The organism is Marinovum sp. (genome assembly GCF_034669705.1).
In the GTDB taxonomy this organism is placed as follows: domain Bacteria; phylum Pseudomonadota; class Alphaproteobacteria; order Rhodobacterales; family Rhodobacteraceae; genus Marinovum.
The window spans coordinates 22,896-36,413 of the sequence record NZ_JAXMOR010000030.1; the positions used below are offsets into that span (position 1 = coordinate 22,896).

The window sequence follows — 13,518 nt, forward strand, 5'->3', positions numbered from 1 at the left end:
GATGTGCCTGCCGCCTGCTCACCCCGCCCCGGACTTGCTCCGGGGCCTCCCGCGAGACCGGGACAGCCGCCGCCGCCCAAGGCCCCGCGATCAATACCACATGTCCTCTTTCGAGGCCTTCTCGCGGGCGATGAAATCCTGCAGCGCCATGTCGGTCCCGAGATCGAGCGGCGGCGCCTCGTAGTCGCGCAGCAGCTGTTTCCAGCGGGCGTTGGCGCGGGTGGCGTAATCCTGTGCGCCCTGCTCGTCCCAGGTTTCCCAGGGCTGGTCGTCGTTCAGGCTGCTGTCCCAAAAGGCGGTCTGGTAATGGCGCAGGGTATGCGCGTGCCGAACAGGTGCTCGCCCGGCCCGCCCTCTGCCAGCGCCGCGACGCCGAGCGTGTCCTCGCTGACCTCGAGCCCGCCGAGATAGCCATGCAGCGCGCCGCACATGTCGCAATCCATGACGAACTTCTCGTAGGACATGCTGAGCAGCCCGTCGAGGAAGCCGGCGGAATGCAGGACGTAATGCGCCCCGCACTGCACCGCCGAGAGCATCGACATCATCGCCTGCTGCATCGCCTGACCGTCGGGGCGTTTCGAGGTGCTGAAATTGCCGGCGCAGCGCAGCGGCAGGTTCAGCCGGCGCGCCAGCTGCCCCAGCACCAGCGAGCCCAGCGCCGGCTCTGGCGTGCCGAAGGTCGGGCTGCCAGAGCGCAGCGACATCGACGACAGGAACCCCGCCAGCACCGTCGGCGCGCCGGGGCGCACTAGCTGGGTCAGGGCACAGCCGACCATCGACTCCGCCAGACTCTGCGCCACCGCGCCCGCCATGGTCAGCGGCGAGACCGCGCCGCCCAGCAGGAACGGCAGCACGATCGACCCCTGGCCTGCGGCGGCATAGGTGCGGATGCCGCGCGTCGTCGCCCCGTCAAGCACCAGCGGCGAGGTGGTGTTGAAATTGCCCATGATGACGCAGTGCCGCTCGACGAAATCGGCGCCGAAGAGAATGCGGCACATCTCGATCGAATCCGCCGCCCGCTCGGGCGCGGTGATCGAGCCGAGGAACGGCCGGTCGGAATAGCGGATGTGGCTGTAGACCATGTCCAGATGGCGCTTGTTCACCGCCACGTCGGTGGGCTCGCAGATGGTGCCGCCGGAATGGTGCAGCCAGGGCGATCTCTGGCCGAGCTTGATGAAGTTGCGGAAATCCTCGAGCGTGCCGTAGCGCCGGCCGCGATCAAGGTCCATCACGAAGGGCGAGCCGTAGGAAGGCGCAAAGACCACCGCATCGCCGCCGATCTCGACACTGTTGGCCGGGGTGCGGGCATGCTGGGTGAACCGCGCCGGCGCGGTCGCCAGCAGCGCGCGGATCAGCCCGGGCTCGAAACGGATGCGCCAGCGCGCCTCGCCGCGTACCTCGGCCTGGTCGCTGACCTGCCCGCCGGCCTTGCGAAACAGCGCGACGGTCTCGGGATCGCCGCGGAACTCCATGCCGATCTCGGCCAGGATCCGGTCGGCGGCCGCCTCGATGCGCGACAGGCTGTCGTCGTCCAGAATGTCATAGGTCGGCAGGCGGCGGCGGATAAAAGGCACCTGCAGATGCGCGTTCTCGCCCGGGGCGGCGCGGCGCTCTGGCCGGGCGCGGCGGCGGGCCTTGCGGGCGGGTGTCTCGCGGCGGTCGAGCATGGCGGCGTCCCTCCTGGGTCAGGCCGCCAGTCTCCGCCCGCCGCCCGGCCGCTGGCAATCGCAAAATTATTGCGCTATGGCTCAGGTGATCTGAGCCAGCGCTAGGCCATATCCCAGAAATAGCGCTTCTGTCACCCACCTTGCACAAGTCAGTCTCATGTCCAGACGCCCCTATGACCTGCCGCCCCTGACCGCGCTTGCCAGTTTCGAGGCCGCCGCGCGGCACGAGAGCTTCAAGGCCGCCGCGCAGGAGCTCAACGTCACTCCGGCGGCGATCAGCTTTCAGGTCAAGACGCTGGAGACCGAGCTGCGCCAGACCCTGTTCCGCCGGCATCATCGCGGCGTCAGCCTGACCGAGACCGGCGCCTATCTGCTGGTCGCGCTGCAACGCGGCTTCGAGGAGATGGCCGGCGCGGTCGACCAGCTGCGGGCGCGGGCCGGGCGGCCTTCGGTGACGATCCGCGCCACCACCGCGGTCAGCGCGCTCTGGCTGACGCCGCGGCTCGGCGCCTTCTGGCGGGCGCATGGCCATATCACCGTGGCGCAGAACGTCAGCGATCTCGACATTGGCAGCGCGGATGCGGACCTTGCCATTCACTACGGTGACATGGCGCGCGAGCGCGGCGATTGCCGGCTGCTGATCCATGATTGCATCAAGCCGCTGGCCAGCCCGCGCTTTGCCGCCCGCCACCGGCTGCAGCGGATCGCGGATTTCGAGCATCTGCCGCTGATCCATGTCGACGGGGCCGTGACCGGCTGGACCTCATGGCGCGACTGGTGCCGGGCGCTGGGCCATGACGGGCCGGTGGGCGGCGGTCTCAGGGTCAACAACTATGTCATTGCCCTGCAGGCGGCCGAGGATGACATGGGCGCGGTGCTGGGCTGGGAGGGCCTGACCGCCGAGCTGGAACGCGCCGGCCGGCTGGTGCCGCTGCTGGACGCCAGCCTGCCCTCGCCGCTGGATTTCTACATCAAGGTCAGCCCGCATGCCTCGCGACAGGCGCATCTGCTGTGCGACTGGCTGGTCTCGACGGCGGCAGAGCGCCGGCCGGTCAGCCCCGGCTGAAGCGCTCCGGGTGCGGCAACGGGGCCCCGGCCCACCGGAACCCGCGCGCGCGGTCCCGTCAGGCGGCAGTGCAGCGCGTCAGGACCCCGCGGCCGGCCCGGCCCGCGGCCAGATGGTGCAGGTGTTGCCGGTGTCGTTCAGTGTCATGGCGCGTCCCCTTGATTGAAACCCGGCCGCCCATGTGAGACCCTGCGGCCCTTGTCAGAAAAGGTCTCTCCTCAGCCGACCTTTTCAAGAAATGGTTGATAAACGGTGAAACCCTCACCGATGCCGGCCCGGCGAGATGCGGATTTGCGGCCTTGCTGACGGTTTTGTTAAGTAAAAGGGCGTGTTTTGTGATATCTGTTAACCAGTCCGAGGCGAGGAACCAGTGATTTGACCGAACTCGCACAAAGACCCGCGGGGCCGCGTTCTGCCACACCCGAGGCAAGGCTTCGGGTGACCCTGTTCGGCGCATTCCGGGTGACCGATGGCACCGGTCGCGACCGGACGCCCAAGGGGGCCAAGGCCAAGGCGCTGATTGCCATGGTGCTGATGGCGCCCGACGCCAGCCGGTCGCGCGCCTACCTCGCGCAGCATCTCTGGTCAGACCGCGCACAGGCGCAGGCGCTGGCCAGTCTCAGACAGGCCATCAGCGAGATCCGCGCGGTGCTGGGACCGGCCTCGTCGGTCTTCGAGACCGACCGCAAGACCGTGGGGTTCGCCCCGGGCACGGTCGAGACCGATTTCGACCAGGCCCGCGACAAGACCGCCAGCGGCCTGCTGTTTCTCGAGGATGTGCAGAGCACCGATGCCGCACTGAGCGACTGGCTCGAAGAGCTGCGCGGCCAGTTTTGCGGGCGCGAGCGGCTGTCGCGGCGGCTGCCGGTCGAGATCCTCTGGTCCGGCTCTGCCGACGAGATGCACCACCGGATGCTGTCACACGGGATCGCCAATTCCCTGGGCGACTGGTGCGCCCTGCCGATCGCCACCCTCGCGGACGCGCCCGACAGGCCGGCGCCAGTCGACCCCGAGGCGCTGGCGCAGTACCTGCTGTCGACCCGGATGGAGGCCAGCGGCGGCCGCGCGGCAGCGCATGTCTCGCTCTCCGACGGCCGGCCGGCGGCGCCGAAATGGTCGATGACCGCGACGGTGAGCGGCGACCCGGTCGCGATCGTCGAGGACACCGAGCTGCTGCGGCTGATCAACCGCACGGTCGAGCGCACCCTGCTCGATCTCGCGCCGGGGCATGCTGACGCGGCCACCAACGACTATCTCGCCACCGGCACGCTGGGGTCGGTAAGGCTGATCTTTCGCAACCGGCCCGGCGACCTCAAGCTCGCCAAGACCCAGCTGTCGCGCAATTACGAGGTCCATCGCAAGGGGCTCTACCTGGCCTGGCTGGCCTATATCACCACCATGGAACGGGCTGAGAAGGATCACCGTGACCAGCGCGCGCTGCAGGAAAACGCCGAGGCGCTCTGCCGCAAGGCGCTGGAGCTCGATCCCTGCGGCTCGATGACCCTGGCGCTGGTGTCCTATGCCGCCTCCTTCATCCTGGGCGACCGGGCGCGCGGCATCGAACTGGCGACCCGGGCGCTCGAGATCAACCGCGCCAACCCGCTGGCCTGGCTGCATCGCGGCGCCGCCTATGCGCTTGGCGGCGATGGTCTGCGCGGGGTGCGCGACAGCGAGATGTGCCAGCGCATCCAGGGCGGCAGCTTCTATTCCTATGTGGTCGATACCTTCAGCTGCGCCGCCGCCACCAGCGCCGGGATGCTCGACGACGCGGTGCGCTATGCCGAGCGGGCGACGCAGACGGCGCCGCTCTACCGCGCGCCGCTGCGCTATCTCACCGCGATCCATGCCGCGCGCGGCGACATGGACGAGCTGCGGCTGGCGATCCGCCGGCTGCGGCGGCTGGAGCCCGATTTCACCATCGATTCCCTGTCCGACAAGGATTACCCGGTGCCCGGCCTGCGCGCCGTCGGGCTGGTGCGCTCCGCCTGAGCGCGGCTTTGACGGCTTTTTGACGCTCCCCCCGATGGCCCCTGCCGCGCAGGGCTTCATACTCCGAGGCTGCGGCAGAACCAGGAGGCACAGGTGCGGTCGAGACAGGCCAGAAACGGGCGGGGCGCGGCGCGATGACGGTCACGCTCGAAGCGCCGGCGGTGACCCTCTGCCCGGTGGCGGGCTGCGCCGATCTGGCCCGCGCGCGGCAGGCGGCCACCCGCTGCTATGCGATGATCGCCACGGCGCCGCTGCATGAAATCGACGGCAGTGCCCGGCGCGCCATGGCGGCGCTTGCCGGCGGGCCGAGCCTGCGTTCGGGCACCGAAACCCGGCTGCGCACCGCCGCGGCCGCCTCTGGCGACGGCATGCGACAGCGCGCAAGAGAGACCTTTCTGGCCGGTGCCACGCTGTTTCGGGCGCTGGCCACGCAGGCGCGCGGGCCGCAGCTTCTGGCAGCGGCACGCGGGGCACAGCTGCGCGCGCCCAAGGGCCGGCTGGTGATCCAGATGCTCGGTGCCGATGACTATACCGACCGGCATGACATGGCGCTGGTCTGCCTGGCCGAGCGCTGGTCCTGCATGCTGCCGCGGGTCACCGGCCCCGGCGGGCTTTACACGCACCGCCGGCTGCTGGCGGCGCGCACGCTGGGCGAGGCGATGCTGGCGCTCGAGGGCGAGGAGTCGGTCCTGCGCGCCCGGCTCGAGGCCGCCGCCGATGCGCTGCGCGAGCTGGAGGCCGGCGAGACCGGGCTGCCAGAGAGCCTGGCGGAGTGGCGCCAGCTGATGCTCAACGAACTCGATGCCGAGATCTTTCTGATCGACCTGCTGCGGGACGAATACGCCGACACCGACTGCAAGATCAGCCGTCCCGGCTGAGCTCGCCGGCGCGCAGGGCTTCGATCTCTCCGGCGAGGCTCTCGGCCAGAACGCGCAGATCCGCCGGCGCAATCCCCTGGTGCAGCTCAAGCCGCAGCACGTTGACATAGCCCTGATAGCGCCGCGCCAACGCCGCGCAGTCGCTTGTGGGCGCGATCTCGCCCTGCTGGCTGGCGCGCTCGAACCCGGCGGCGATCTCGTCGCGCATCTCGGCCAGGTAGCCTTGCGCACGGTCGGCAATCACCGGGTCAGTGCTGCGGGTGTCGACGAAGCTCTTGACCAGCATGCAGGCCTGGCCGTTGGCATCGCCGGGCGAGAGCGCCGCGTAGGACCGCAGATGATCTGCCAGCGCCTGCAACGGCGAGGCGGCGGCGGCGATCCGGTCGCGGAACTGGTCGCGAAAGCGCTGGAAATAGCGCTCCATCGCCAACAGGTAGAGCGTTTGCTTGCTCTTGAAGGCGGCATAGATGCTGCCCGGTTTCATCGCCAGCGCCGCCTCCAGATCCTTGAGCGAGGTGGCGTGATAGCCCTTGCGCCAGAACAGCCCCATCGCCGCCTCGAGCGTGGCCTCGCGGTCGTAGGGGGCGGCGCGGGGCATGGCTCAGGCCTCTTGCGGGGCGAGTTGATCGAGAACGCTGGTGTAATTTTCGACGCCCTGCGCGCCGGTGACCAGATGCTTGCGGTCAAACACCATCGCCGGCACGCCCCGAACGCCCTGCCGCAGCCAGAACCGCTCGTGCTCGCGGGTGACCTCGGCGTAGCGGCCGTCGTTCAGCACCGCCAGCGCCTCGGCCCGGTCGAGACCGGTCTCGCCGGCGATATCGGCCAGCACCTGCGGGTCAGAGAGGTCGCGGCGATGGGTGAAATGCGCGGTGAAGAGCGCCATTTCCAGAGCGTGTGTCTGCCCCTGTTCGCCGGCCCAGTGCAGCAGCTGATGTGCCGCGAAGGTGTTGTGCATCCGCATGTCCTCGGCAAAGGCAAAGTCGAAGCCGAGGCTCTGGCCCAGCGCGGTCATCTGTTGCCGGCTCTGCGCCGATTGCTCGGGGGTGGAGCCGTATTTCTCGGCGATATGCTCGCGCATGTTCTGGCCTTCGGGCGGCATCTCGGGGTTGAGCTCGAACGGGTGCCAGTGGATCTCATGCGGGGTGCCGGTGGCCTCGAGCGCCTGCGCCAGCTGGCGATAGCCGATGATGCACCACGGGCACATCACGTCCGAGATGATGTCGATACGGAGGGTCTGCTCAGTCATGTCTGCAGCCTTTCTGGAATGTCGCCGGGCCTGGTCTTGCCTGCCATATAGGGCGCGGCCGCTGTGGCGGTAAGGGGCGGCCATGCGCCGGCCGCCCCGGTCGGGGCTCAGGCGGCCTTGTCGGCGGGCGCCCAGGCAAATTTCTCGAACACCGTGTCGACCGGGGTGTCGGCCAGGTGGTTGGTGTAGTTCGACATGATCTTCTGCGAATAGCCAAGGATCACCTCGAGAATGTTGCGCCGGGTAAAGCCGGCGTCGAGGAAGGTCTGCACCTGCGCCTCATCAAGAGTGCCGTGCTGGCGGACCAGATGCAGGGTAAAGCTGCGCAGCGCCTCGAGCCGGGCATCGGGCAGCGGCGTGCCGTCGCGCAGGGCGTCAGTGATGGCATCGTCGACCTTCATGCTCTTGGCGATGCCGGTATGGGCCGGCACGCAGTAGTGGCAGGCGTTTTCGACGTTCACGGTCTGCCAGACCACGGTCAGCTCTTCGGCGGTGAAGCTGGACTTGGCAAAGAGCGCGTGCACCCGCTGGTAGGCCTCGAGCAGTTCCGGCGACTCGGCCATGACCGCATGCAGGCCGGGGATGAAGCCGAAAGCGGACTGCGACTGCGCCAGCAGCGGCTTGGCATCCTCGGGGGCGGTGTCCTGGGTGTGAAGGGTGAAATCGGTCATCTGTCTGTCCTTTGCCAATGTAACGTTCGGACGGGCCTGTGCGGCCGCCTTGCCAGAGACATAGACGCTTTGAGCAAACACTCAATGCCCTCATTTGAGCATTCACTCAAACGTGAGCGCAGCAGATGATACCATAATCTCGCTTATACCGGCGTGAACCGAATCCGATTGCCCGCCCTGGCAAATTCGACTAGCATACTAGTCGTCATTACTGAGGAGACGATGATGAGCCGACGATTGAAAGTTCTGATTTCCGGCACCGGTTTCGCCGGTCAGGGGCATGCCGATGCCTTTCGCGGCGCCGGGGCCGAGATTGTCGGCATCGTCGGGCGCACCCCCCGCGTGGTGCAGCAGGTGGCCGAAGCGATGAACATCCCCCATGCCGGCACCGACTGGGACGCCGCGCTGGCCGAGTGCCGCCCCGACATCGTCTCGATCGCCACCCCCGGCGGCGCGCATTACGAGCCGATCAAATCCGCCATCGCCGCCGGCTGCCACGTGTTCTGCGACAAGCCGATGACCGAAAGCGCCGAGACCGCGATCGAGCTGCGCGACCTCGCCGAGGCCCGCGGCGTCAAGACCGCCTATGCCGCCAGTTTCCGCTACACCCCGTCGGTGCTGCACGCCCGGCAGCTGATCTCAGACGGCGCCATCGGCCAACCCACCGAGATCGAATGCATCTCGCATTTCAACCTCGAGCGCGAGATCCCCTTCGGCTGGTCGCACCGCAAGGAACAGGGCGGCGGCCGGCTCAACAACAACTTCACCCACACCCTGTCGATCGCCTGTGCGCTGGTGGGCGAGCGCATCCTGCGCATCGCCGGCGAAGTGCGTGACGACCTCGGCCGCGCGCCGATCGTCGAGGGCGTGCACAACTTCGCCACGCGGCGCAATTTCATCCCCAAGGATCTCGACGATCCGGCGCTGGAATGGGGCGAGAGCAACGTCGAGTGGTCCTATACCGTGATGGCCCAGCTCGAGAGCCCGATGGCCGACAAACCGGTCTCGGTGCTGTTCAAGCACGGCGGTCTGGTGCCGCGCTTCCACGAGGATCACATCGTGGTCTACGGCACCGAGGGCGCGCTCTACATCAAGGGCCATTACGGCAGCGGCCTGCTGTCGCATTACGGCGCCGACAAGGAATGGACCCCCCGCGCCCTGCCCAAGGCAATCGCCAAATCGGTGCCCGACGTCAAAGGCGAGACCGAGCTCTGCTGGCACACCCTCGCCAGCGAATTCGTGCGCGACATCGAAGGCGAGACGGTCGAGCCCTACCCGACCTTCGCCGAGGGCGCACAGTACCAGCAGATCATCGAGCTGATCCGGCGCAACCAGAACTGGACCGACGTGACCGGGCTGGCCTGAGGATGACGGCCGAGGCTCTCTCCGTCACCGAGCTGTCAGAGCTGACCGCGCCGCAGCTGGCCGCGCTGCGGGCCTTGCCGGTGACCGGGCGGCAGGCCTGTCTCGGCAAGTCCTTCCCCGAGTCGCTCGATGACTGGCAGGCGGCGGCCCCCGGCGCGGTGCTGGGCCTGTGCGTCCTTCTGGACGGCACGCCGGTGGGCCTCACCCTGTTTCGCCGCGTCCCGGCTCAGGCCGGCACCCCGGCCACCGCATCGATCCACGGGCTCAAGATCGCCCTGCCCTGGCAAGGTCGCGGCTGGGGCCATGCGGCGCTGCGGCTGGCGGTGGCGGCGCTGCACCAACGCTGGCCAGAGGTCCGCCGGCTGACCCTCGCCGTCGACGCCGACAATGCCGCCGCGCTGGCGGTCTATCGCCGCTTTGGCATGACCGACAGCGGGCCGGTCGACGGCAATCACGGCCCCGAGCACTACATGACCAAGGCGCTGGACGGATGACCCGCGCCAGCGCCGGGGCCCGTGGCCGCGGCTGATCGCCCTCGGGGAGGGGCACCAGCGCGCGCCATACGCAGACACCACAGGCCCGGCCCCAAAGCGGCCGGGTGACACACACACAGGCGCCCGGCCGGCATCCGCCTCGCCGGCCCCGCACAAGGGAGAGAGAGCACATGAAAATCACCGATGCCCAGGTCTTTGTCGGCGGACCGAAGAAGAACTACGTCACCCTCAAGATCATGACCGACGCCGGGGTCTACGGTCTCGGCGACGCCACGCTCAACAACCGCGAGACCCTGCCGGCGAAATACCTGCAGGATTACCTGATCCCGACGATCATCGGTATGGACCCGCGCAACTCCGAGGACATCTGGCAGTTTCTTTACCGCGGTGCCTATTTCCGCCGCGGCCCGATCGCCATGGCGGCCTTCGGCGCGATCGACATGGCGCTCTGGGACATCAAGGGCAAGCTCGCCAACATGCCGCTCTACCAGCTCTTCGGTGGCAAGAGCCGCGAGGGCGCGATGGTCTATGCCCATGCCACCGGCGCCGATCTCGAGGACCTGATAGACTCGATCGCGGGCTATGTCGACGAGGGTTACAAGGCGGTGCGCGTGCAATGCGGCATCCCCGGCATGCCCACGGCCAGCTATGCGGTGCCCGAGGAGAAAGGCCAAAAGAACTACATCACCGATTTCACCGGCATCAAGCCGACGGTGGAGATCTGGGACAGCGGCAAATACATGCGCTTCATGCCCGACGCGCTGATGGCGATCCGCGAGCGTTTCGGCCCCGAGCTGCACATCCTGCATGACGTCCACCACCGTCTGACCCCGCGCGAGGCGGCCGAGTTCGCCAGGGCGGTGGAGCCCGCGCGGCTGTTCTGGCTCGAGGACCCGACCCCGGCCGAGGATCAGGACGCGCTCAAGCTGCTGCGACGGCATTCGACGGTGCCGGTGGCGATCGGCGAGGTCTTCAACTCGGTCTATGACTGCAACAGGCTGATCGAACAGGAGCTGATCGACTTCATCCGCGTCGCCGTCACCTATGCCGGCGGCATCACCCCGGTGAAGCGGATCGTCGACCTTGCTGGCCTCCACAACGTGCGCACCGGCTTTCACGGCGCGCCCAGCCATTCGCCGCTCTGCATGGCGGCGCAGGCGCATCTCAACGCCTGGGCACCGAACTTCGGCATTCAGGAATACCTCGTGCTCGGCACGCCGGAATGCGACGCGCTGTTCCCTTCGGAGCACCGCATGGAGAACGGCATGGTGCATGTCTCGGACGCGCCGGGGCTGGGGGTGGACTTCGACGAAACGGAGGTCGCGCGCTACGACTATGTCGCCGGCAGCCACCCGGTGGTGCGGCTCGAGGACGGGACGATGTGGAACTACTGAGCCCCTGCGCGGTCGCCTCGGCAGGCCTGCAAATGACATGGGCGCGGCACGATCCCTCGTGCCGCGCTTTGTCGTGTCGTCGTTCCCTGGACCGGCTCAGACCGTAGGGTCGTGGCGACCGCGCCGATCCCTCAGCATGGCCTCGTCCGAGCAGACAAGCCCGATCCAGCACACGTGAAACGCTCACCAGCTCGGAGACCCGCAGATAGCAGGAGCGCGGCACGTTCCTTCGCGCTCCCCCCCGTCGTATCGTCGGTCTTGGCCTTGGCTCAAACAGTCGTCGCGACCGCCCCGAACCCTCCGCATCGCCTCGTCCGAGAGGTCAGGCCCGTTCCAGGCCAATTCAAGCTCACAATCTCGGCCCCTCTCGGATGCGATAAGGGGGCCGCACGATCGCTCGTGCCGCCCCCCATCGTGTCGTCGGTCCCAGGACCGGGTCAGACCATGATGTCGTCGCCGTCGTCCCAGTCGTTCGGCATGTCCTCGTCAGAGCTCTCCTGCTCGGTCTCGGATGTGCTCATCATCTCCATCACGTCGGCTTCCGACATGTCGGGATAATCGCTGGCATAGGGCGTGAACTCCGGAAGGCCCGCCGACTTGGCCGTATCCCCCGACCCCTTGGTCCCGCCGGTGCCGGAGCCCGAGCCACCAGAACCCGAGCCCTTGCTGCCGCCAGAGCCGGAGCCCGAGCCGCCACTGCCCGACCCCGAGCCGCCAGAGCCCGAACCCGACCCACCAGAACCGGACCCTTTGCTACCGCCAGAGCCAGATCCACCGGACCCCGAGCCACCCGAGCCGGACCCACCGGACCCAGACCCACCAGAGCCGGACCCCTTGCTGCCGCCCGAACCAGAGCCGCCGGACCCAGACCCACCAGAGCCGGAACCTTTGCTACCGCCCGAACCGGAGCCACCGGAACCAGACCCACCAGAGCCGGACCCTTTGCTGCCGCCCGAACCAGAGCCGCCGGACCCCGAGCCGCCCGAACCGGACCCGCCGGACCCAGACCCACCGGAGCCGGACCCTTTGCTGCCGCCCGAACCAGAGCCGCCGGACCCCGAACCGCCCGAACCGGACCCGCCGGTTCCCGAGCCGCCAGAGCCGGAACCCTTACTGCCACCCGAGCCAGAGCCGCCGGTTCCCGAACCGCCAGAGCCGGAGCCCTTGCTACCGCCCGAACCGGACCCGCCGGACCCAGACCCACCGGAGCCGGACCCTTTGCTACCGCCCGAACCGGACCCACCGGAGCCGGACCCTTTGCTGCCGCCTGAACCAGAGCCGCCGGACCCCGAACCGCCCGAACCGGACCCGCCGGACCCAGACCCACCGGAGCCGGACCCCTTGCTGCCGCCCGAACCAGAGCCGCCGGACCCCGAGCCGCCCGAACCGGAGCCACCGGAACCAGACCCACCAGAGCCGGACCCTTTGCTACCGCCCGAACCAGAGCCGCCGGTGCCCGAACCGGACCCGCCGGAACCAGACCCACCGGAGCCGGAGCCCTTGCTGCCGCCCGAACCAGAGCCGCCAGTGCCCGAGCCGGACCCCTTGGTCCCGCCGCCCTCATGGCTTTCGGCCGGCGACAGGTAGGCGTCGAGCGAAACCAGTGGCGGTTTGCCCTCGCCGTGGTCGCCGATGGCCTCGAATTCGTCCTCGCTGTAGTAATAGCTCTCCGGATCCTCCGGCAGGATGATCTCGGTGACATCGCCGAAGTGCCCCCAGGCCACGCCATTGCCCTCGGCATCCTGGAACTCGACGCTGCCCATCTTGGTGCCGTCCTCGGACACCGTCACATGCAGCACAAAGGCCGCGCCGGCATCGCTGAGGTCAAGCACCTGGCCCTCGGGGCCGCTGTCGGCCGTCTTGAACTCATCGGCCATGTTGGCGTCATACCACTCGGAATAGCCGTCACCCTCGACGCCACCGTTGTGATAGGATTTCGTGGTGCTGGCCTTGTCATGCCCCGAGCCGCCGGTGCCTTTGCTGCCACCCGAACCGGAGCCACCGGATCCCGAGCCGCCAGAGCCGGTGCCCTTGCTGCCACCCGAGCCGGATCCACCGGATCCCGAACCGCCAGAGCCGGAGCCTTTGCTACCGCCAGAGCCGGAGCCACCGGATCCCGAACCGCCAGAGCCGGAGCCTTTGCTGCCGCCAGAGCCGGACCCGCCGGACCCCGAACCACCCGAGCCGGAGCCCTTGCTGCCGCCAGAGCCGGACCCGCCGGACCCCGAACCACCCGAGCCGGAGCCCTTGCTGCCGCCAGAGCCGGACCCCTTCGAGCCGCCGCTGCCGGAGCCGCCCGAACCAGAGCCCCCTGAACCAGAGCCGCCCGACCCGGACCCACCCGAGCCAGAGCCCTTGCTCCCGCCCGAACCGGAGCCGCCCGAACCGGAGCCGCCAGAGCCCGATCCGCCCGTGCCAGAGCCACCCGAGCCGGAGCCCTTGGTGCCGCCGCTCGGATCCATTTCGTAGATTGTATCGCCCGGATCAATAATATCGGTCATTGCGCTGACGTTCCCTTTCAAAAATCTCTGCGTGCGGCCCCCAGGCAACCCGATCCCAATCGATCGGCCCCACCACGCCCATGTGTTCCCCAACGAGCCGAGGCTATACCCCCACCCCGATCGCCGCAAAAAAGACCAAGATTTTAACCGTTTTTTCAGTTTATTAGCCGACATCAGGAAACGACCGAGCACACCGCCCGGGATTGTCGCCGAAACGTTACGCAATCCTGCAGGCCGCACGAGG

Annotated in this window: 10 protein-coding genes and 1 pseudogene; 6 read left to right on the forward strand and 5 right to left on the reverse strand. The window is 68.3% G+C overall.

Annotated features, from left to right (window positions below; translation table 11 throughout):
• Window positions 1–90: 90 nt before the first annotated feature.
• Window positions 91–1,667, reverse strand: a pseudogene (locus tag VOI27_RS17920) (trimethylamine methyltransferase family protein).
• A 157-nt stretch (window positions 1,668–1,824) separates the two neighbouring features.
• Between VOI27_RS17920 and VOI27_RS17925 the strand changes: the two are divergent.
• The 3 genes from VOI27_RS17925 (at window position 1,825) to VOI27_RS17935 (ending at window position 5,600) form a co-directional block, all read left to right on the forward strand.
• Complete coding sequence (locus VOI27_RS17925; RefSeq protein WP_323767038.1) at window positions 1,825–2,733, forward strand: LysR family transcriptional regulator; 909 nt, start codon at window positions 1,825–1,827, stop codon at window positions 2,731–2,733.
• A 438-nt stretch (window positions 2,734–3,171) separates the two neighbouring features.
• Window positions 3,172–4,722 (forward strand): hypothetical protein, encoded by a 1,551-nt coding sequence (locus VOI27_RS17930; RefSeq protein WP_323767039.1) that lies wholly within the window; start codon window positions 3,172–3,174, stop codon window positions 4,720–4,722.
• A 134-nt stretch (window positions 4,723–4,856) separates the two neighbouring features.
• Window positions 4,857–5,600 carry a hypothetical protein gene (locus VOI27_RS17935; protein ID WP_323767040.1) on the forward strand — a complete coding sequence of 248 codons (744 nt, stop codon included), beginning with the start codon at window positions 4,857–4,859 and terminating at the stop codon, window positions 5,598–5,600.
• Here the strand turns inward: VOI27_RS17935 and VOI27_RS17940 are convergent.
• From VOI27_RS17940 to VOI27_RS17950, 3 genes are all read right to left on the reverse strand, one after another.
• Window positions 5,584–6,198 (reverse strand): TetR/AcrR family transcriptional regulator, encoded by a 615-nt coding sequence (locus VOI27_RS17940; protein WP_323767041.1) that lies wholly within the window; start codon window positions 6,196–6,198, stop codon window positions 5,584–5,586. The two genes, VOI27_RS17935 and VOI27_RS17940, sit on opposite strands and share 17 nt — an antisense overlap.
• A gap of 3 nt (window positions 6,199–6,201) precedes the next feature.
• Window positions 6,202–6,849, reverse strand: a complete 648-nt coding sequence (locus VOI27_RS17945; RefSeq protein ID WP_323767042.1) for a DsbA family oxidoreductase — start codon at window positions 6,847–6,849, stop codon at window positions 6,202–6,204.
• Window positions 6,850–6,956: 107 nt separating this feature from the next.
• The gene (locus tag VOI27_RS17950) at window positions 6,957–7,520 is read right to left on the reverse strand and encodes a carboxymuconolactone decarboxylase family protein (protein WP_323767043.1); all 564 of its coding nucleotides are present in this window, start codon (window positions 7,518–7,520) and stop codon (window positions 6,957–6,959) included.
• Between the two features lie 225 nt (window positions 7,521–7,745).
• On the opposite strand from VOI27_RS17950, the gene VOI27_RS17955 reads away from it, so the two are divergent.
• The 3 genes from VOI27_RS17955 to manD all read left to right on the forward strand — a co-directional run bounded on the left by VOI27_RS17955 (window position 7,746) and on the right by manD (window position 10,773).
• Window positions 7,746–8,885 carry a Gfo/Idh/MocA family oxidoreductase gene (locus VOI27_RS17955; protein ID WP_323767044.1) on the forward strand — a complete coding sequence of 380 codons (1,140 nt, stop codon included), beginning with the start codon at window positions 7,746–7,748 and terminating at the stop codon, window positions 8,883–8,885.
• A 2-nt stretch (window positions 8,886–8,887) separates the two neighbouring features.
• Window positions 8,888–9,379 carry a GNAT family N-acetyltransferase gene (locus tag VOI27_RS17960; RefSeq protein WP_323767045.1) on the forward strand — a complete coding sequence of 164 codons (492 nt, stop codon included), beginning with the start codon at window positions 8,888–8,890 and terminating at the stop codon, window positions 9,377–9,379.
• Window positions 9,380–9,549: 170 nt separating this feature from the next.
• Entirely contained in the window at window positions 9,550–10,773 is a 1,224-nt protein-coding gene (manD, locus tag VOI27_RS17965) for a D-mannonate dehydratase ManD (RefSeq protein WP_323767046.1), read from the forward strand.
• 437 nt (window positions 10,774–11,210) lie between these two features.
• Here manD and VOI27_RS17970 read toward each other — a convergent pair whose 3' ends face one another.
• Window positions 11,211–13,274 carry a hypothetical protein gene (locus VOI27_RS17970; protein WP_323767047.1) on the reverse strand — a complete coding sequence of 688 codons (2,064 nt, stop codon included), beginning with the start codon at window positions 13,272–13,274 and terminating at the stop codon, window positions 11,211–11,213.
• Window positions 13,275–13,518: the final 244 nt, after the last annotated feature.